General features: G+C 60.1%; 19 protein-coding genes. 12 read left to right on the forward strand and 7 right to left on the reverse strand.

Annotated elements, in window-relative coordinates; genetic code table 11:
- The 7 genes from ACIPZE_RS23305 to ACIPZE_RS23335 form a co-directional block, all read left to right on the forward strand.
- On the forward strand, positions 1-271 hold a 271-nt coding region (locus ACIPZE_RS23305; RefSeq protein ID WP_400775558.1), incomplete at its 5' end, for a c-type cytochrome.
- Between the two features lie 30 nt (positions 272-301).
- On the forward strand, positions 302-913 hold the full coding sequence (locus ACIPZE_RS23310) for a cytochrome c (protein WP_283438194.1): 612 nt from the start codon (positions 302-304) through the stop codon (positions 911-913).
- Positions 914-1,169: 256 nt separating this feature from the next.
- Positions 1,170-1,811 (forward strand): thiol:disulfide interchange protein DsbA/DsbL, encoded by a 642-nt coding sequence (locus ACIPZE_RS23315; protein WP_283438195.1) that lies wholly within the window; start codon positions 1,170-1,172, stop codon positions 1,809-1,811.
- Between the two features lie 14 nt (positions 1,812-1,825).
- Positions 1,826-2,704, forward strand: a complete 879-nt coding sequence (locus ACIPZE_RS23320) for an endonuclease/exonuclease/phosphatase family protein (RefSeq protein WP_129387080.1) — start codon at positions 1,826-1,828, stop codon at positions 2,702-2,704.
- Positions 2,701-4,788, forward strand: a complete 2,088-nt coding sequence (locus ACIPZE_RS23325; RefSeq protein WP_400775562.1) for a diguanylate cyclase — start codon at positions 2,701-2,703, stop codon at positions 4,786-4,788. Before ACIPZE_RS23320 ends, ACIPZE_RS23325 begins: the two co-directional genes overlap by 4 nt.
- 101 nt (positions 4,789-4,889) lie before the next feature.
- Positions 4,890-5,672 carry an N-acetylmuramoyl-L-alanine amidase gene (locus ACIPZE_RS23330; protein ID WP_400775565.1) on the forward strand — a complete coding sequence of 261 codons (783 nt, stop codon included), beginning with the start codon at positions 4,890-4,892 and terminating at the stop codon, positions 5,670-5,672.
- A 76-nt stretch (positions 5,673-5,748) separates the two neighbouring features.
- Positions 5,749-7,362: an EAL domain-containing protein gene (locus ACIPZE_RS23335; RefSeq protein WP_400775566.1), complete on the forward strand. Its 1,614-nt coding sequence runs from the start codon at positions 5,749-5,751 to the stop codon at positions 7,360-7,362.
- Here ACIPZE_RS23335 and ACIPZE_RS23340 read toward each other — a convergent pair.
- On the reverse strand, positions 7,359-9,149 hold the full coding sequence (locus tag ACIPZE_RS23340) for a KinB sensor domain-containing domain (RefSeq protein WP_283438198.1): 1,791 nt from the start codon (positions 9,147-9,149) through the stop codon (positions 7,359-7,361). The genes ACIPZE_RS23335 and ACIPZE_RS23340 overlap by 4 nt on opposite strands.
- 10 nt (positions 9,150-9,159) lie before the next feature.
- Entirely contained in the window at positions 9,160-10,506 is a 1,347-nt protein-coding gene (algB, locus tag ACIPZE_RS23345) for a sigma-54-dependent response regulator transcription factor AlgB (RefSeq protein ID WP_129387064.1), read from the reverse strand.
- 427 nt (positions 10,507-10,933) lie between these two features.
- Here algB and ACIPZE_RS23350 point away from each other — a divergent pair, with 427 nt between their 5' ends.
- From ACIPZE_RS23350 to ACIPZE_RS23370, 5 genes are all read left to right on the forward strand, one after another.
- Complete coding sequence (locus ACIPZE_RS23350) at positions 10,934-11,221, forward strand: hypothetical protein (protein WP_283438199.1); 288 nt, start codon at positions 10,934-10,936, stop codon at positions 11,219-11,221.
- A 76-nt stretch (positions 11,222-11,297) separates the two neighbouring features.
- Positions 11,298-11,462 carry a DUF1328 domain-containing protein gene (locus ACIPZE_RS23355; protein WP_003177151.1) on the forward strand — a complete coding sequence of 55 codons (165 nt, stop codon included), beginning with the start codon at positions 11,298-11,300 and terminating at the stop codon, positions 11,460-11,462.
- Between the two features lie 2 nt (positions 11,463-11,464).
- Positions 11,465-11,929: an inhibitor of vertebrate lysozyme family protein gene (locus ACIPZE_RS23360; protein WP_283438200.1), complete on the forward strand. Its 465-nt coding sequence runs from the start codon at positions 11,465-11,467 to the stop codon at positions 11,927-11,929.
- 706 nt (positions 11,930-12,635) lie between these two features.
- On the forward strand, positions 12,636-13,967 hold the full coding sequence (gene gltP, locus ACIPZE_RS23365; RefSeq protein ID WP_129387055.1) for a glutamate/aspartate:proton symporter GltP: 1,332 nt from the start codon (positions 12,636-12,638) through the stop codon (positions 13,965-13,967).
- 214 nt (positions 13,968-14,181) lie between these two features.
- On the forward strand, positions 14,182-15,411 hold the full coding sequence (locus tag ACIPZE_RS23370) for a nucleoside recognition domain-containing protein (protein ID WP_400775570.1): 1,230 nt from the start codon (positions 14,182-14,184) through the stop codon (positions 15,409-15,411).
- A 121-nt stretch (positions 15,412-15,532) separates the two neighbouring features.
- On the opposite strand, the gene ACIPZE_RS23375 is transcribed toward ACIPZE_RS23370, so the two are convergent.
- From ACIPZE_RS23375 to ACIPZE_RS23395, 5 genes are read right to left on the reverse strand one after another with little or no spacing between them, the layout of a single operon-like run.
- On the reverse strand, positions 15,533-16,159 hold the full coding sequence (locus ACIPZE_RS23375) for an ABC-type transport auxiliary lipoprotein family protein (RefSeq protein ID WP_283438202.1): 627 nt from the start codon (positions 16,157-16,159) through the stop codon (positions 15,533-15,535).
- Positions 16,156-17,094: an MlaD family protein gene (locus ACIPZE_RS23380; protein ID WP_283438203.1), complete on the reverse strand. Its 939-nt coding sequence runs from the start codon at positions 17,092-17,094 to the stop codon at positions 16,156-16,158. Before ACIPZE_RS23380 ends, ACIPZE_RS23375 begins: the two co-directional genes overlap by 4 nt.
- A gap of 1 nt (position 17,095) precedes the next feature.
- Entirely contained in the window at positions 17,096-17,899 is an 804-nt protein-coding gene (locus ACIPZE_RS23385) for an ABC transporter ATP-binding protein (RefSeq protein ID WP_116254167.1), read from the reverse strand.
- Positions 17,896-19,044 carry an MlaE family lipid ABC transporter permease subunit gene (locus tag ACIPZE_RS23390; protein WP_400775573.1) on the reverse strand — a complete coding sequence of 383 codons (1,149 nt, stop codon included), beginning with the start codon at positions 19,042-19,044 and terminating at the stop codon, positions 17,896-17,898. The genes ACIPZE_RS23385 and ACIPZE_RS23390 overlap by 4 nt, the downstream gene beginning before the upstream one ends.
- 54 nt (positions 19,045-19,098) lie before the next feature.
- Positions 19,099-20,127: a DUF5924 family protein gene (locus tag ACIPZE_RS23395; RefSeq protein WP_400775576.1), complete on the reverse strand. Its 1,029-nt coding sequence runs from the start codon at positions 20,125-20,127 to the stop codon at positions 19,099-19,101.
- Positions 20,128-20,266: the final 139 nt, after the last annotated feature.

The following is a 20,266-nucleotide window of genomic DNA, read 5'->3' on the forward strand; positions in this document are numbered from 1 at the left end:
GCCGCTTTACAGCGCACAGGCTACACAGGATCCGGAAGCCGTGTACAACCGTGTTTGTGGTGCCTGTCATTCCGGCCAACTACCCATGGCGCCCGAAAGAGGCGATCAGGAAGCTTGGACGCCGAGGTTGGCGAAAGGTATGGGGACGCTGGTGCAACACGTGACCCAGGGTTTCAAGGCGATGCCGCCGCGTGGTTTGTGCATGGACTGCAGTGCCGAGGATTACCAAGCCATCATCCTTTGGATGAGCGCGAGTAAGCCCGGTCCATAACTTAACCCTTAGCCGTAGTTGGATTAGCTGATGAACAAATTGATCGTGAGTCTGCTGTTGACCGTGGGAATTTCAGGCTTCGCCCATGCTGCCGGTGATGCCGCAGCAGGCCAGGCGAAAGCTGCCGTATGCGGAGCCTGCCATGGCCCGGACGGGAACAGCATGGCGCCAAACTTTCCGAAACTGGCCGGTCAAGGTGAACGCTACCTGACCAAGCAGTTGCACGACATCAAGTCGGGCAAGCGCACCGTGCTGGAAATGACTGGTCTGCTGACCAACCTGAGCGATCAGGATCTTTCCGACATCGCGGCGTACTTCGCCAGCCAGAAAGGCAGCGTCGGCGCAGCCGATCCGAAGATCGTCGCACGCGGTGAAGCGCTGTTCCGTGGCGGCAACCTCGCCAAGGGCCTGCCCGCCTGTACCGGTTGCCACTCGCCGAACGGCGCCGGTAACGCGGCTGCCGGCTTCCCGCATCTAGGTGGCCAACACGCTCAGTACATCACTAAACAGCTGACCGATTTCCGCAAGGAAGAAGGTGGGCGCACCAACGATGGTGACACCATGACCATGCAGACCATTGCCAAGCGCCTGAGCGACGAAGACATCGCTGCGGTCTCCAGCTACATTCAGGGTCTGCACTAAGCGCGCCGGGTCGAGCGTTGGATGAAGGCCGAAGATCAAAAGATCGCAGCCTTCGGCAGCTCCTACAGGGGGGTTACGTGACCCAATGCAGGAGTGCAATGTTAACGCTCGATTAATCCGTCACAGCAAGTATAAAAAGGGTGGCTTTGGCCGCCCTTTTTTGTGGCCGCTGCCGTTACACTACAGAACTCATGCCCGCCAGGATCTGTCTGAAAACAGGTCGCGCGAGGCGACCAAAATTGTCCAGGAGTAAAGCATGCGTAATCTGATCATCAGCGCCGCTCTCGTCGCTGCCAGCCTGTTCGGCGTGACCGCTCAAGCCGCCGAAGCCCCAGCCGCCCCTTACGTCGAGCTGGCCAACCCGGTACCGGTTGCAGAGCCTGGCAAGATCGAAGTGGTCGAGCTGTTCTGGTACGGCTGCCCGCACTGCTACGCCTTTGAACCGGTGATCAACCCATGGGTCGAGAAGCTGCCATCGGACGTCAACTTCGTGCGTATTCCTGCCATGTTCGGCGGCCCGTGGGACGCTCACGGCCAAATGTTCCTGACCCTGGAAGCCATGGGTGTCGAGCACAAGGTGCATAACGCCGTGTTCAACGCCATCCAGAAAGAACACAAGAAACTGACCGACAAGAACGACATGGCTGACTTCCTCGCCACCCAAGGCGTGGACAAGGACAAGTTCCTCGCCACCTTCGACTCGTTCGCCATCAAAGGGCAGATCGTCAAGGCCCGTGAACTGGCCAAGAAGTATGAAATCACTGGCGTGCCAACCATGATCGTCAACGGCAAGTACCGCTTTGACATCGGCTCTGCCGGTGGTGCCGAAGAAGCATTGAAACTGGCTGACCAACTGGTCGCCAAAGAGCGAGCGGCAACCAAGGCTGCTGCCAACTAAGCGCCGCCACCGCCATGCGCCGCTGGAAGTCTGAACGCATCGTTGGCCTGCATGACCCGCAGGTCAACGAGCATCACCTGGCGTCCACGGGCTTGCCCGCGGACCAGCGTCTGCGCCTGCTCAGTTTCAACATTCAGGTCGGTATAAGTACCGAGCGCTATCGGCATTACCTGACGCGCAGCTGGCAGCATCTGCTGCCGCACAACGGCCGTTCAGGCAATCTGCAAAAGATCGGCGACCTGCTTGGCGACTTCGATCTGGTCGCCCTGCAGGAAGCCGATGGCGGCAGCCTGCGCTCAGGCTACGTCAATCAGGTCGAACACCTCGCCCAGCTCGGCGCCTTCCCTTACTGGTATCAACAACTCAATCGCAACCTTGGTCGACTGGCCCAGCACAGCAATGGCGTACTCAGTCGCCTGAAACCATCGGCGATCGAGGATCACCCGTTGCCCGGCCCGAAAGGTCGCGGCGCGATTCTGCTGCGTTTCGGCGAAGGCCCGGAAGCGCTGGTAGTGGTGATGATGCACCTGGCGCTTGGCGCACGAACCCGCAGCCTGCAACTGGCCTATATTCGTGAACTGATCGGTGGCTACAAACATCAGGTATTGATGGGCGACATGAATACCCACGCCAGCGACCTGCTGCAACATTCTCCGTTACGCGATCTCGGCCTGCTGGCCCCGCAGGTGGAAGCGACATTCCCCAGCTGGCGTCCTCAGCGTTGCCTTGATCATATTTTGCTCAGCCCGACCCTGACCCTGGAAAAGGTCGAAGTGCTGGCACAACCGATTTCCGATCACCTGCCGGTCGCGGTAGAGATTCGTCTGCCGGGTTCGCTCACGGCCGATGCATTGCCCGCGTTGAGTCCTGCCCCTCGCGGAACCCCTGAATGAGCGACGAAGCCCAGCGCTGGAAAGAGAAGTACCTCAAAAGCATCGAACAACAGGACAAACTCGAACGCCGCTGGGCCGCAAGGCTCGACCTGCTGCGGCGTGGCCTGGTGCGCAGCACGCTGGCGGCTGAAGGCACCGACAAGGTCGTTGATCAGTGCATGAAAGAGATGCGCGACGTGGTGCGCACCGACGACATGGACGCCGGCCTCGCTGCCCTCCTGCCACGCCTGGAAAAAGCCGTGCTCGATTCCGAGCAGCGCCGCGAAACCCGGATCGATCAGGTCAGCACCGCACTGACAGCATTGGTCACTCAATTGCAGTCGCTGCCGCTGCCGCGAGAAGTCGCGCAACCCCTGAAGAAATTTGCCAAACAACTGGATAGTCGCGTTGGCTCGGCGCGGGAAATGCCGCTGCTGCTGAGTGAACTCAGTGGTTTGCAAGGCAAGGCCTTGACCCAGCTGGAAACGCCTGCCGAGCCGGGACGCCCGGGGTTGCTGCAACGTTTGTTCGGCAGTCGTGACCACGAGGAGACGCTCGCGCCAGCAGCCGACACGCATGCGTCAGCACCGCTAGCGCCACAGGTACAAGCGCCCGTCGCCTCGGAGCCAGCGGCAGCGGCAGCGGCAGCGGCAGTGCAAACTGCCCCCACCGTCGCTGCTGAGCCGCCGATTACCGCTCCTGCGGTCAAAGCACCCGCACCCGTGATCGCAACACCAACGCCCTCGCCGCAGACGCCGGCAGTGCCTGAAGTGTTTGCCTTCGTACCGCCCACTGTCGTCCCCGAAGCGGCGCATGCTCCGGTCGCAGCTGAACCGGTCAAGCCCGAACCCGAAGTCGTCATCACGCCCACGCCCGTGCACGCTTCGGCCACAATCGACGCCTTCAATCCCGATGAACTGATCCACCCCGGCGATCCGCACCCGCTGATCCTCGACAGCCTGCCGCTGCCCGAGCCGATCGCACAGGCTCTGGCAGCCATCGACCCGGAGCAATCCGAGCAAGACATCCTTTTCGCCCTGCCGGATTCTCCCGAGCCGTCCTACAGCTCCGTGGCCAAGCACATCGAAGAAACCCTGATTGGCCTGCTCGACGACCTGACCCTGCCCGAGCGCCACCGGCCGCAAGCCGAAGCCATGCGTGAGCGACTGCAACATGGCCTGAACTGGTACGAACTGATCCCGATCCTCGACGATCTCGCGACGTTGATGCTGGCGATCACTGACAGCGGCCAGCACGAATTCGAAGCCTACTTGCAGCAGCTCAACGAACGCCTCGAGGCGTTTCAGAGCAACCTGCAAGCCGCCAGCGAGGGCCATGCCGACAACAGCTCGGCGGCGCGAGCGATGGACACGCAGATTCGTGAGCAGGTCGACGGCCTGCAGACCAGCATGCAGGAAGCGGCGGATCTCGACGACCTCAAGCAAGTGCTGGAGAACCATCTCGAAGGCCTGCTCGGCACCATGGATCAACACCAGAAACAGCGTGATGCCCGCGAGCAGGAAGTCGCGACGCGGCTTAAAAGCCTGTCCGAACGCGTGGCGCACATGGAGCAGGAAGCCCAGGGTTTCCGGGAACACCTTGAAGTGCAACGGCAGAAAGCCCTGATCGACCCGCTCACCGGCCTGCCCAACCGCGCCGCGTGGAGCGAGCGTCTCGAACACGAGATCAAGCAGTGGCAGCAGCATGGCAATACCTTGAGCCTGGCCATGCTCGACCTTGATCACTTCAAGCGGATCAACGACAACTACGGTCACCTGGCCGGCGATAAAGTCCTGAAAATCATTGCCAGCGTGCTGCGCAAACGCCTGCGCGGCGCGGATTTCATAGCCCGTTTTGGTGGCGAAGAATTCGTCCTGCTGCTACCCGCCACTCCGCCAGCGGTCGGCGCAAAACTGCTGGAAACGCTGCGCGCGGCAATCGAAGCCTGCCCGTTCCACTTCAAGGGCGAGCGTGTGACGATCACCATTTCCATGGGCCTGGCGTCATTCAAGCCGGGAGAGCACAGTGATCTGGTGCTGAAAAGAGCCGATCAGGCGCTGTACCGGGCGAAAAATGCCGGGCGCAACCGCGTCGAGCTGGGCTGAGCCAATTGCTCCATTTTGTTTAATTCCGCCCGCTGACCGTCGGGACGCAAGGCAGTACGTTACACTGTTGCATTACTGTCTTGCGTGTACTGCCTTCTGCCATGAAATTTTTTACTTTCCTCGCGTCGCTGCTCGTTCTGGCCGGTTGTGCCAGCGGCCCGCGTTACGACACCAGCCATCCTTCGGCCAATTACGACAGCCGCATCCAGTTCGTGATCGTGCATTACACCTCGGCCTCGCTGGAGCGCTCGCTGCAACTGCTGACCCACGGCGAAGTCAGCAGCCATTACCTGATCGGTGACGACAAGGCTGGCACCGTCTACAAACTGATGGATGAAAACCAGCGCGCCTGGCACGCCGGCGAAAGCCAATGGCAGGGCCGCACGTGGCTCAATTCCAGTTCGATCGGCATCGAAATCGTCAATCCGGGCTTCAAGGACACGCCGACCGGACGCCTGTGGTATCCGTACAGCGAGGCGCAGATTCAAGCGCTGATCGCCCTGCTCAAGGACATCAGCAAACGCAATGGCATCAGCCCGCGCCACATCATCGGTCACAGCGACATCGCGCCGCTGCGCAAGCTTGATCCGGGGCCGCTGTTTCCATGGAAACGCCTTGCTGCTGAAGGCCTTGGCCTGTGGCCCAACGAGCAAGCGGTGGCACGCCAACAAGCGCTATTGAGCAGCAGCGAATTACCGAGCATCAGCTGGTTCCAGGCGCAATTGGCGCACATGGGCTATGACATACCGCAGACCGGTGAACTGGACGTCGCCACTCGCCATGTCCTCGCCGCGTTCCAGATGCATTTCCGTCCAGCACGTTTCGATGGCACGCCAGATGCGCAAACGGCCGCCCTATTGCTCGTACTGAATCAGACAAAATAATGACGCCCGCCCGACGGTCAGGGCGAAATTGCAATCAGCAGCTATAACTCATTGGTAATTCTTCGGATATTCCATGATGGTTGCTACCCGAGAGACGCTGCGTAGCTGGTTTTATCGCCCCTGTTTTTTGGCGATGATCGCGGCTGTCCTCAGTGCCAGCCTGCTGATCGCCGGCGCAATGTTCGTTGCGATGCACCAGGTCGAGCAGAACGAAAGCCAGGAAATGAACGCGCAGGGCGAACGCTTCCTCGCCCGTCTCGAACAATTATTCGGCCAGTTGCGCGAAAGTCTCGATGATCTGGAAGCACAACCGTTGCGCAGCTGCGACGACGAGATGATCGCCACCCTGCAGCAAGTCACCTTCAATTACCGCTTCGTCTATGAGGCGGCTTACAGCGATGGCACGCGAACCTGCTCCAATCGTCCGCGCCAGGAAGCTCTGCCAGTCGTCCGCCAGCCCGACATCAAAGGCCCGACCTACAGTTATTGGCTGAACACCACCACTGAACCCGATGAAAACCGCGCCGCGCTGATGCTCGGACGCGGCAATTTTCGCGTGGCCACGTCTCGCGGGCATCTGACCGACATGGTCGACCTCTCGCCCGGCAGTAGCCTGTTGGTCGTGCTGGATCACGGCACCCGCGCCATCCCGGTACTGGGTACAGAGCAAGCCTGGCCACCCACCGAACACTGGCCGCCGAAAAGCCGCGAGGCCCTGCAAGTCACACAAACGCGCCTTGTCTACCGCATGCCCACCGACAACCCGGAATATCAATTGGTGCTGATCTCGCCGCGCACCGGCATGCACATTCCTGCCGTCTGGTGGTGGATGGTGCCCGCCTGCCTGTTGCTCGGCGCACTGGCGGGCTTTCTGGTATTCCTGCTGGTGCGCCAACGCCAGTCACTCGACGCCGAATTGCACGGCGCGATCCGTCGTGGCGAGTTGCAGGTGCTCTATCAACCGATCTTCGACCTCGACAGTCGCAACTGCGTCGGCGCTGAAGCTCTGCTGCGCTGGCGCCGCCCGGACGGCACGCTGACCAGCCCTGACCTGTTCATTCCAATGGCGGAAAACACCGGACAGATTCGCCAGATGACCGATTTCGTCCTCCAGCGTCTGCTCGAACAACTGGGCCAACTGCTGCGTGCCAACCCGCAACTGTATATTTCGGTGAACCTCGCCGCTTGCGACGTCATGGTGCCGCGCATCGGCCAGGTCATGGCACGGCTGCTGACGTTGCACCGGGTGGCGGCGCGGCAGATTGCTTTCGAAGTCACCGAACGCGGCCTGATCGATGTGGTGGTGGCGCGGGAGAACCTGCAAGCGTTGCGTGATGTCGGCCACCAAGTGCTGATCGACGACTTCGGTACCGGCTATTGCAGCCTCGCCTACCTGCAAACCCTGCCGGTGGATTGCCTGAAGATCGACAAGGCTTTCATCGACGCGCTCGGCCATGACGCGGCCAGCAGTGGCGTCGCCCCGCACATCATTCACATGGCGCAGGCACTGGATCTGAAGGTGATTGCCGAAGGCATCGAGCTGGAGTCGCAAGCCGAATTGCTCAGCAGCGAAGGCGTCAAGTTCGGCCAGGGCTGGCTGTTCGCCCATGCCCTGAGCGCGGTGCAGTTCATTGAGCTGATCACCCGGGGCCGGCGCCTTGCCGCGCGACGCATGGACGACGAAGCTTAAACCGTCAGCGCCATATAGAACTGCGTGCCCTGCCCCGGCCGCGAATAAACGCCCATGCGCCCGCCGTGCAACTGCACAATTTCCTTGCACAGCGCCAGGCCGAGACCGGCGCCGCCCTTCTTGCGTCCGACCTGCACGAACGGCTCGAAAATGCGTCCCTGCTGGCCATAGGCAATGCCTTCGCCGTTGTCTTCGACACTGATGATCACCCGCTCGCCATGGCGCCGCGCCTGCAAACGGATCTGGCCGTCGCGGGCGGTATGGCGCAGGGCATTGTCGATCAGGTTGTCGAGCACCCGATCCAACTGCGCCTGATCGGCCTGCAAGCGCGGCAAAGGTCCCTGCACTTCGACAGTCAGCGCAATGCCTTTGCCCGCCGCAAAGTCGGCAAACCGCAATTGCGCCTGCTCCAGCAGATCTTCAATGGAGCACGGCGCCAGCGACAGTTTCTGCAAACCGTTCTGGTAGCGTGAGAAATTGAGCAGATCGTTGATCAACTGCATCAGGCGCTGCATTTCTTCATTCACGGTATCGAGCAGATCCGCCTCGCGTGAATCCGCCGGAAACTTCGCCCGCTCACGGAACAGGCCGAAGGCCATGTGCATGCCGGTGACCGGTGTGCGCAGTTCGTGGGAGGCGCGCAGAACGAACTCGCTACGGACCCGCTCGAACGCGCGCTGCTCGGTGACATCGTGCAGCACCATCACCGCACCGAGGATGTGACCCTGGGTGTGGCTGACCGGCGTCAGGCTGTAGGTCAGCAGGCGTGATTCGCCATCGACCTCAATGCTCAAATCTTCCGGCGCTCGCTCAAGCGTGCCACCGCGCAAGACCAGTTGCAGCTGCGAATCCAGCTCCGGCCGTTGCAGCGCCGAGCCCAAACCTTGACCGAGGCGATCATCGTCCCAGCCCAATTGGCGTTGAGCGACCGGGTTGAGGTGCTCCAGCTGGCCCTGGCGGTCGATCATCAATAAACCGTCATCGATGCTGTCGAGCACCGCCTGCAAGCGCTGCTGGCCGGCCAGCAGTTCGTCGACGTTGGTCGCCTGATGCTCACGCAGCGCTTCGGCCATCAGCCCGAAGCGCTTGGTCAGCTGGTTCATTTCCATGGCCGAGGAAATCGGCAGGGTCACTTCGAAATTGCCTTGGCCGATGTTGTCCGCCGCCTGCGCCAGCGCCTCGATCGGCGCACCGAAACGCCGGGCGATGCCGTGAGCCGTGACGAAACCAATGATCAACACCGCCAGCCCGACCAGCCCGAGCAGGCCGGCGACCAACAACGCGCGGTCGCGGGCGTCATGCTGCACCGCATTGATGTTGTCCAGTGCATGCTTGTGTTCGGTGATCAGGCCGTTGCGCAAAGTATTGAAGCGTTCCCGGAAATCGGCGTCGCTGCTCAGTGCGGTGGCGGGGTCGCGGGACAGATCGAAGGCTTGCAGGAAACTCAGGTAATCGGCCTTGGCCTGGCTGAAACCATACTGGCGACCGTCGCCCACCTGCTCTTGGGCGATGCCCTCGTCAAGTAACTCGAAGTAATGCTGTTTGGAGGCTTCAAAGGCCGCCGGGTCAGGCTTTTCCGCGAGCATGATGATCAGTTGATCACCGAGCGTCTGCCGAAGCTTTAGCCCCAGGTCGAGGGTGACGAAGTTATTGCGCACCAGCGCTTCCTGCGATCCGGCCATTTGCATCACGCTGACCAGCCCGAGCAACAACCCGAGCAAGGCCACCGTGATCAAGGCGGAAATGCTCAGGAACAAGCGGGTCCGCAACTTCATCGCCAGTTTCATCGCCAGACACTCACAAGTTGTACTGCTTGCGCTTGCGATACAGCGTCGAGGCGTCGATTCCGAGGGTTTTTGCCGCTTGATCCAAGGTTCCAGCGGTGGCGAGGACGGCGCCGATATGGGCCTTTTCCAATTCATCGAGACTCAACGCGGCGCCAACGCGCGGCGCATTGTTGGCGGGTTGTTCGGCCATGCCGAGGTGGCTGATTTCTACGCGCTCCTGTGGGCAGATGATGCTCGCCCGCTCAACCACGTTGCGCAGCTCACGAATGTTGCCCGGCCAACGGTAGCCGAGCAGCGCTTCACGGGCCTCATCACTGAAACCGCGTGCCGGGCGTGCGTACTCTTTGACGAAGCGTGCGAGGAAGCGATCAGCGAGGGTGAGAATGTCCTCGGCACGTTCGCGCAACGGTGGCAGATGCAGGGTGATGACATTGAGGCGGTAGAGCAGGTCTTCACGGAAGCGCCCGTCGCGGACCATGTCTTCCAGATTAAGGTTGGTCGCCGCCAGAATACGCACATCGGCGCGACGGGTGACTGGATCCCCTACCCGCTCGTATTCCTTGTCCTGAATGAAACGCAGCAACTTCGGTTGCAACGTCAAGGGAAAATCGCCGATCTCGTCGAGAAACAGCGTGCCACCGTCAGCCTGATTGACTCGACCCAACGTACTTTCGCTAGCGCCGGTAAATGCCCCGCGACTGTGACCGAACAATTCACTTTCCATCAATTCGGCAGTCAGCGACGGGCAGTTGATGGTCACGCAGGATTTTTTCTCACGCTTGCTCCAGCCGTGAATTGCCCGGGCCAGCTCGCCTTTACCGGTACCGGACTCACCGAGGATAAGGATGTTGGCATCGGTGCTCGCCACCTGGCGCGCAGTCTCCAGTACGACTTTCATGGCCGGGCTGTGGGAATCGAGACCGTCCTTCGGTTTGCGCATCTCGCCTTCGAGCGCTTCGAGACGCGCCGACAACTGGCGCACCTCAAGTTGCTTGGCGGTCGCCAGACGCAATTGATCGGGGCTGCACGGTTTCACCAGATAATCAGCAGCGCCCGCCTGAATCGCATCCACCGCAGTATCGACTGCCGAGTGAGCGGTGACGATCACCACGCGCATCCACGGCGCCTGCACGCGCATTTGCGCCAGCACGTCGAGACCGTTGTCTTCGCCCAGACGCAAATCAAGGAAGCACAGGTCGAAAACCTGGCGTTGCAGCAAAGCGTCGGCCTGGGCCGCGCTGTTGGCAGTGGCGACCGTATAGCCTTCGTCTTCGAGGCAATAACGGAAGGTACGCAGGATGGCGGATTCATCATCCACCAGCAGAATGCGGCCTTGATGCTCAGTGGCAGATTCCATTTTTCCTACGCTCCATAGTGATTGGTCTTGGGTTAGTCCCGGAAAAATCGGGCAAGTTGCATGGTTGATTCTGAACGATGCCAGCCATAGGAGGGTAGCTCTCTCCTGCCATTACGGCCAATACGTTGATTTTGTTGGTTTTTTAAACAATCACCGGTTTGCAGGGCGTTGCCTGCGTCCTTTTCTGACATCTGCGACCGGCTCGCAATTCCATAAGAATGAATTCTCCTACGAAATAATCGTGCATTGCGCACGATCGCAGATGACCCATCGTGCAGGATGCGTCGCTATTCATTTTTTAAATCTATATAAGCCTTTGATTTTATTGATTATTTTTCAATTAAAAAATTGGCACGCAGGCTGCAATACCTCATTCAGCCCGGGCAGATCAGAACTGCCCCAACCGAATAAGAGTGAGGAACCCAGGATGACTCGCCAACGCGCCGCCCAAGTACGCATCTCGCCACTGCACATCCAGCAAGGTCTGTTTGGCGTACTTGCGCTGCTTATCACCCTGATTGCTTGCCAGCAATACCTGCGCTGGGAAAACAGCCAGCAGCCAGAGGCACCGCTGATCTCGATGCAGCACAGCACCCAGAGTCATTTCAGCGCTGTCAGCAGCACCCAGGACGACAACGCGGCGATGCACATGATGGCGGTCGATCAGGCGCAGCCACTGGATCAAATGCCACGTGAAGAGCGTTGGGTTTTCTGACTGATTGAAAAATGAATTCAGGCGCGATGCGCCGGAACACGTAACACCCCTAAATAGAGAAGTAAGGAGAATCACCATGTTGAGCTGGGCAATTACATTCTTGATCATTGCCATCATCGCCGCAGTACTGGGCTTCGGTGGTATCGCGGGCACCGCCACGGGTATCGCCAAGATTCTCTTTGTCGTGTTCCTGGTGATGTTCATCGCTTCCTTCTTCTTTGGCCGTCGCGGCCGAGGTTAACGATGACTGTTTTAAAGACACTGGCAGCCGCCCTGCTTCTGGGCGGTAGTGCCATGGCGATGGCGGCCAACGATGGCCAGGCGCGGGTCAACGAACTGTTGAGTTCCGACCCGCAATATCGCGAAACGTGGGAAGGCGTGGTGAAGAAGGAAGAACGCCTGCCGGAATGGGTGATGAACCTGTCCGGCACGCCGGACCAGCAAATGAATGCCGTGACTGAAGATGGCGACAAGTATCTGGTCGGCCCGCTCTGCGAATCCGCAGACAAGTGCCTGAATCACCGCTTGATCGTCGCGTTCAGTTTCGACAAGAAAGATGCCTACGCCATGCTCGTCGATGTGCCAGAGGGACTGCCGGCCGACAAGTCGCCAACGCGACATGCCACCTACCGCTTCCTCGGCAAACCCGATCAGGGCATGCAGGATCTGTTGATGGAAACGCTGAAAAAAGATCCGCAGTGGTACTGATTTGAACATGAAGGCAGCAGCCCTGCTGCTTTCCATTGCGCCCACCCGAGGAGGGCCGGCGCATGACCAAGGGGCCGGGACGTTCTGACTGTTACAGGGTCGGAGTGACCTACGGGGACATGGAGTGCCTGCGCAAGGGCCGGGTCAGGGTAAGTAAAAGCTGCGCCGCAGGTTCGCCGGCCCACAGTGGTTCGACGGACTTGCGCTGAGCTTTCAATCGATCAAAACGTTGATCCAGAGCGTCCAGTCCTTCCTTTTTATCGTCGACACTGCGCGCGAAAACATTACGCGGTGTTTCATGGCGACCGTATATCGAGAAAAAAACCTTTTAAACAGTGGGACTTCTAGTCTTCCCGCGTAGGCTTTTTCCTAAAATTCTCGACGAATTTTCTCGTTCAAAAAATAATCAATCTACGCTGTGATGGCCGGTTCACGGCACTTATGCCGGCCGAAATGTCACAATCGAACCGGTTGGGACGCCAGTTTCATTTAAAAAAGCTCATGCCGATTCGGCATAGGGTAGGCGTTTACGGCATTAGACGGCGCAACCTTGCATCGGAATAGTTGCGCCTTTTTTCGCCTGCCGAAGAGCCGTAAACACGCGCTTCGGGGCACCTTATACGGAGGCAGATGCACAGACTTTTCCGCTAAAAAGCGTTCCAGTTCCTGCATGTGCCTGAGTCAAACGCAAGTAAGGGTAAAGATAATGAAGAAGGCAAAAATTAGCCTCGCTTGGCAGATCCTCATCGGTCTGGTTTTGGGTATTGCAATTGGTGCGTTGCTCAACCACTTCAGTGCCGAGAAGGCCTGGTGGATCAGCAACGTCCTGCAACCAGCAGGCGATATCTTTATCCGTCTGATCAAGATGATCGTGATCCCGATCGTCATCTCCTCGCTGATCGTCGGCATTGCCGGTGTCGGTGACGCCAAGAAACTCGGGCGCATCGGCCTGAAGACGATCATCTACTTCGAAATCGTCACCACCATCGCCATCGTTGTCGGTCTGTTGCTGGCCAACCTGTTCCATCCGGGTGCCGGCATCGACATGAGCACCCTCGGCACCGTGGACATCTCCAAGTACCAGGCGACCGCCGCCGAAGTACAACATGAACACGCGTTCATCGAGACCATCCTCAACCTGATCCCGTCGAACATCTTCGCGGCCATGGCCCGCGGCGAAATGCTGCCGATCATCTTCTTCTCCGTATTGTTCGGTCTCGGTCTGTCGAGCCTGCAATCGGATCTGCGCGAGCCGCTGGTGAAGATGTTCCAGGGCGTCTCGGAAAGCATGTTCAAAGTCACCCACATGATCATGAACTATGCGCCGATCGGCGTGTTCGCACTGATCGCGGTGACCGTGGCCAACTTCGGTTTCGCTTCGCTGGTGCCGCTGGCCAAACTGGTGATCCTGGTGTACGTCGCCATCGCCTTCTTCGCCTTCGTGGTACTGGGCCTGATCGCCAAGCTGTTCGGTTTCTCGGTGATCAAGCTGATGCGCATCTTCAAGGATGAGCTGGTGCTGGCCTACTCCACCGCTTCGTCGGAAACCGTGCTGCCACGCGTGATCGAGAAGATGGAAGCCTACGGCGCGCCGAAAGCCATCTGCAGCTTCGTGGTACCGACCGGTTATTCGTTCAACCTCGACGGTTCGACCCTGTACCAGTCGATCGCCGCGATCTTCATTGCCCAGCTGTACGGCATTGACCTTTCGATCAGCCAGCAACTGTTGCTGGTGCTGACCCTGATGGTCACCTCCAAAGGCATCGCCGGTGTACCGGGCGTGTCCTTCGTGGTGCTGCTGGCCACTCTGGGTAGCGTCGGCATTCCGTTGGAAGGCCTGGCGTTCATTGCCGGTGTCGACCGCGTCATGGACATGGCCCGTACCGCACTGAACGTGATCGGTAACGCGCTGGCCGTACTGGTTATCTCGCGCTGGGAAGGCATGTACGACGACGCCAAGGGCGAGCGCTACTGGAATTCCCTGCCACACTGGCGCAGCAAGGAAAAACTGCCAGCAGGCGAAATCTCGAAAAACTGATACACCTGTAGGAGCTGCCGCAGGCTGCGATCTGTTGATTCTGTTTTTAAAGGCAAGATCAACAGATCGCAGCCTTCGGCAGCTCCTACAGTAGATTGAGGTCAACCCGGGAAATGGGGTGGCAGCAGGTACATACAAACCCCGGAGAAATCCGGGGTTTGTCGTTTCTGGCGACCCCGCTATCATTCGCGGCATTCTTCGGGGGATTTGACTGATGCTTAATGGCCTGTGGCTTGGCTTCTTCATCGTCGCAGCCGTATCGGCGCTGGCGCAGTGGCTGATCGGCGGCAACGCCGGGATCTTTGCGGCGATGGTGGAGAGCATTTTCGCCATGGCCAAGCTCTCGGTCGAAGTCATGGTGCTGCTGTTCGGCACCCTCACTCTGTGGCTGGGTTTTCTGCGCATTGCCGAGAAGGCCGGGATCGTCGAATGGCTGGCGAAGGTGCTTGGGCCGCTGTTTCTGCGGCTGATGCCGGAAGTCCCGGCCGGCCACCCTGCCCTTGGCCTGATCACCCTCAACTTTGCTGCCAACGGCCTGGGTCTCGACAACGCCGCGACGCCAATCGGCCTGAAAGCCATGAAGGCGCTGCAGGAACTCAATCCCAGCGCCACCATCGCCAGTAACGCGCAAATCCTCTTCCTGGTGCTCAACGCCTCCTCGCTGACCTTGCTGCCGGTGACGATCTTCATGTACCGCGCCCAACAAGGCGCGCCGGACCCGACGCTGGTGTTCCTGCCGATTCTGCTGGCGACCAGTTGCTCGACGATTGTCGGCTTCCTCTCGGTGGCGTTCATGCAGCGCCTGCGGATCTGGGATCCGGTGGTGTTGGCGTATCTGATTCCCGGTGCGCTGATCCTTGGTGGATTCATGGCGCTGTTGGGCACGCTGTCGGCGACGGCTTTGGCGGGATTGTCGTCGATCCTCGGTAATCTGACGTTGTTCGGGTTGATCATGCTGTTTCTGATCATCGGCGCGTTAAAGAAAGTGAAGGTCTACGAGGCGTTTGTCGAAGGCGCGAAGGAAGGCTTCGATGTCGCGAAGAATCTGCTGCCGTATCTGGTAGCGATGCTCTGCGCGGTCGGCGTACTGCGTGCCTCCGGGGCGCTGGACTTCGGGCTTGACGGGATTCGTCATCTGGTCGAGTGGGCCGGTTGGGACACGCGGTTTGTCGATGCCTTGCCAACGGCAATGGTTAAACCGTTTTCCGGCAGCGCGGCAAGGGCGATGTTGATCGAGACGATGCAGACCTCGGGGGTCGACAGCTTCCCGGCGCTGGTCGCGGCGACGGTGCAGGGCAGTACCGAGACGACGTTCTATGTGTTGGCGGTGTATTTCGGCGCGGTGGGTATTCAGCGCGCACGGCACGCGGTGGGGTGTGCGTTGTTGGCGGAGTTTGCTGGTGTAGTTGGCGCGATCGCGGTCTGCTACTGGTTCTTCGGATAACCACAGATCAAAACTGTAGGAGTGAGCCTGCTCGCGATAGCGGTTTATCAATCGCCTTCATTGATGACTGATACACCGCTATCGCGAGCAGGCTCACTCCTACAGGGGTTTTGTGTTGGGCTTAGGGTTTTGGGGGAGCGAGTTTCTGGCCTTGGTCGACGGCCCACGCGACGACTTTCGCGGTCAGGCGATCACTGGCCTGGCCAAAGCCTGCGACCACCGCCGGCACCTGCACATCACTCAGCGGCTGGCGTTCTTCAAAGCGCCGGCTGGCCAGAATCCGCTGGTCATAACCGCGCACCAGCAACGCATCGACCCGCACCACGACGCTGGCCTGCGTGCCCTGATATTCAGTCTGAAACGCCTGCAAACTCCCGCCCAATTCCAGATCCGCAGCAAAGTTGCTGTCATCGGTACTGAGCAACGTCACCCGACCATCCCGCTGAAATCCATCCAACAAGCGATTGCGCACCAGCACCGGTGCCGGATCGCTCCAGCGCGAGCCTTTGTAGCTGCTGATCACATCCCCCTGAGGAATCACCGCAATCGTCGGCCGGTTCAATGCTTCACTGGCCTGCAACTTGTTAAGTCGCAACGACCAATGCTGCGTTGCCGCCGAACTGGCCGAGGCGGGCGCCTGTGCCGTCGGCAGGCGATAGACATCCGACGGCTCGGCCTTGGGCAGAATCGAACACGCGCTGATCAGCGAAATGCCAGCAGCGAGAAGGGCGAGGCGAGTCAGCTTCATGGCGTGAATTCCTTGTTCTTGTCACGGCCCAGCAGGTAGCCGCTGGGGTTGGCCTCAAGGCGTTGCGAGATGGCCCGCAGCGAAGTCAGCGTCTCACGCAATTCGCGGATCGCCGGGGCCAGGCCATTGAGGCCCTGCATGCCGTTGTCGAGGGAGTTTTCATTTTTGCTGAGCAAGGTGCTGATCGTCGTGGTGCTTTGCTCCAGCGACTTCATCGCCTGCTCGGCGCTGCCCAGTGCTTGCTTGCCTTGGTCGTTGATCAGACCGTTGGCGTTGCGCATCAGCAGCGAAGTCTGTTCGAGCATGCTGCCGGCCTGTTTGCCGACAGTCGCCAGTTGTTGCATGGCCTGTTTGATGTCGCCGCGCTGATCGTTGATGGTGCCGGTGGTTTGCTCCAGATGGGCGAGGGTCTTGCTGACGCGCTCGACGTTCTCGGAGGAGAACATCTGGTTGGCGTTCTGCAGCAGCGCGGTGATCCCGCTCATCAAATCGTTGGAGTCATTGAGCAGGCGCGAAATAGGCGAGGGCGAGGCGACAATCAGCGGCAGTTTGCCGTCATGGCCGGTCAGTTTCGGGCTCTCGGGGGTACCGCCGCTGAGCTGGATGATCGACGTACCAGTGATCCCGGCCAGCGCCAGTTTGGCCTGGGTGTCTTCCTTGACCGGCGTGTCACCGGCCAGACGAATCCGCGCCAGCACCCGCCGTGGGTCTTTCGGATCAAGGCGCAAATTGATCACATCGCCGACCTTGATCCCGCTGTACTGCACCGGGCTGCCCTTGGACAGCCCGCTGACCGCCTCGCTGAAGACAATCTCGTAATCCTTGAACTCGGTGTCGACGCTGGACTTGGCCAGGAACAGACCGAAGAGCAGGGCGCCTGCCACCACAATCACGGTGAACAGGCCGATCAACACATGATGCGCTCGGGTTTCCATGTCAGACCTCGTTAAGCAATTTGGCGGCGTCCAGCGCCGAGCGGCCGCGCGGGCCGTGGAAGTATTCGTGAATCCACGCGTCATCGGTTTCCGAAACGACGTCGATAGGTCCTGCGACCAGCACCTTCTTCTGCGCCAGCACCGCCACGCGGTCGGTGATCGTGTAGAGCGTGTCGAGGTCGTGGGTCACCAGAAACACGCTGAGGCCGAGCGCATCGCGCAGGGTCAGGATCAATTGATCGAACTGTGCCGCGCCAATCGGATCGAGGCCGGCGGTGGGTTCGTCGAGAAACAGGATATCCGGATCCAGCGCCAACGCCCGCGCCAGCGCGGCGCGCTTGATCATGCCGCCGGACAGCGACGCCGGGTATTTGTCCGCCGCCGACAGCGGCAGCCCGGCCAGCGCCAATTTGACTGCGGCCAGATGCTCGGCATCGTTGCGGCTCAGTCCAGCGTGTTCGATGAGGGGCAGGGCGACGTTCTCGGTCACCGTCAGCGAGGAGAACAGCGCGCCTTTCTGGAACAGCACGCCGAAACGTCGTTCGACCAGCGAGCGTTCGTGCTCGGACAGGCTCGGCAGGTTCTTGCCGAACACTTTTACGATGCCTTCGCTGGGCCGGCGCAAGCCGACAATGCTGCGCAGCAGCACCGATTTGCCGCTGCCGGAGCCGCCGACCACCGCGAGGATTTCGCCTTTGTACAAATCCAGATCGAGGTTCTCGTGCACGCTCTGGCTGCCGAAGCGATTGCACAGGCCACGGACTTCGATCACCGCCTCCGAGGGCGCGCGGGGTAGACGACTCACCAGCCCATCTCCATGAAGAACAGTGCGGCCACCGCGTCGAGCACGATCACCACGAAAATCGACTGCACCACGGCGGACGTCGTGTGGGCGCCGACCGATTCGGCACTGCCGCTGACCTTGAAGCCTTCCAGGCAGCCAATCGCGGCAATGATGAAGGCGAAGATCGGCGCTTTGACCAAGCCGACCAGAAAGTGCTGCACGCCGATGTCCGACTGCAACAGCGTCAGGAACATCGCCGGCGAGATATCCAGCGACACCGCGCAGACCACGCCGCCACCGATGATCCCGCAAAGCATCGCCAGAAACGTCAGCATCGGCAGCGCCACCAGCATCGCCAGCACGCGCGGCACCACCAGCAGCTCCATCGGGTCGAGGCCGAGGGTGCGGATCGCGTCGATTTCTTCGTTGGCCTTCATCGAGCCGATCTGTGCGGTGAAGGCACTGGCAGTGCGGCCCGCCATCAGGATCGCCGTGAGCAGCACGCCGAATTCACGCAAAAACGAGAAACCGACCAGATCGACGGTAAAAATCGTCGCGCCAAAACTGGCCAGCACCGTCGCGCCGAGGAACGCTACCACCGCGCCGACCAGGAAAGTCAGCAAGGCCACGATCGGCGCGGCGTCGAGGCCGGTCTGTTCGATGTGCGCAATCATTGGCGTGATGCGCCAGCGCTTGGGCCGGAACAAACTGCGAGCGATGGTTTCGAGGATCAGGCCGACGAAGCCGAGCAGTTGCAGGGTGTCTTGCCAGACCGTGTCGACGGCGCGGCCGATGCGCGTCAGCAACTGCACGCTGACGCTGATTTCCGGCTCCTTGATCGGCACACAGAAATCGGTCATCGAGCGATACACCGTTTGCAGCAGCGCGCGGTCGGCGGTGGAAATCGTGCAATCAGGATGCTCGGCAGATTTACCGAGGCGCTCGGAACCGAGCAGCTCGACCAGCAACGAAGCGCCAGCGGTGTCGAGGGCGCCGAGGCTGTTGAGGTCGATCGGAGTGTTGCCGTCGTACTGGCCGTGGAGCTTTTCGCTGAGGGTCTTGAGCTCGGCGTAATGGGCAAGCGTCCAGTCCCCGGTCACGCGCAGGCGGGCAGGGCTGATCGACGTGTCCAGTTGGGCGTTGCCGCTGATCGAACTGCTGGTCATAAGCTCCGTGCTTTTCGGCTAAATACGCTGGCATACGTAATAGCACGAACCGGATTACTTTTCTTTGATCGCTGTGCTGTCCGTGATTTCGAAGCGCAGCACGCCGATCACCTGGCCATCTTCGGTCAGCACCCGCACTTGCCATTTACCCGCCGGGTTGCCGGGGAAATTCTGCTTGTGCGTCCACGCCCGGTAGCCTTCCTTGCGCCCGCCGTGGATGTCGAGAGGGATGCGGTCGACCTCTTTGCCGTTGAACTGCCAGACGTGGTAAATCCGCTCATCGAGCCCGCGCGGCGCGTTGATCGCGGTGTAGGCGTACAGGCCATCGCCACGAATCTGCTCGGCGCTGACCGTGTCGAGGCTCGCGCCGGGGGTGCGATCCTGCATTTGCGTGCTGATCGCCACGTCGGTCATCCACAACGTCGCCGGCGGCACCCATGAACGCAGGGTCCAGCCGACAGCGCCGATACCGACGGTGATGCACAGGATCGCCAGCGCATTACGCAGCGTGCGGATCGGGAAGATCGACGCCAGGCTCGGGAACGACAACAGCACGGCAATCCCCAGCGCCCATTTGAAGCTCTGCGAAGTGGTCAGGTGCATGATCACCGGCAACGCGGTAAGCAGGGCGGCGAACAGGGTCAGGGTGTGTAGCGCGAGAAATGCCCAGCGCCGTGGTGCCAGCCATTTGTAATAGAGCGGATCGACGATCGAGATCAGCGCCGCGACGCTGAGCAGGCCGGTGAAGAACAACTGGCCGCTGTTCCACGTCGTGGTGATGAAGAAGAACGGCAGAACGAAAAACAGGCTTTCCTGATGGATCATCTGCGTCGCGTAACGCAGCAGCGGCTGGGGAATCTCGCGTTTGAACACACGGGTGAAGAGGCCGGTGAGGGTGTTTTCCAGCATCAGCCAGATCCAGCTGAGCAGCATGATCACGGTGATCCAGCTCGCCAGTCCCTGCTGACGATCGACCATGATGAAACTGCCGACCCCGGAGATGAAACCGCCGAGCGCAATGACCCCGGGATAGCGCTTCATCAGTTCGAGAATGCGCTGGATCAGGAGCTGTATTTTCGGCATTTGGGCGGTTCACAACGCTGTAGGAAAAAACCTCGACAGAGTAGCGCCCGCCGGGCGCTGTGGCGAGGCTGCCGGTCACTTATTCGGTGTATTTCAGGGCCTCAAAAGATCGCAGCCTGCGGCAGCTCCTACATTTGGA

The sequence above is a fragment of the Pseudomonas sp. NPDC089741 genome (genome assembly GCF_044748825.1).
GTDB classification, from domain to species: domain Bacteria; phylum Pseudomonadota; class Gammaproteobacteria; order Pseudomonadales; family Pseudomonadaceae; genus Aquipseudomonas; species Aquipseudomonas helmanticensis.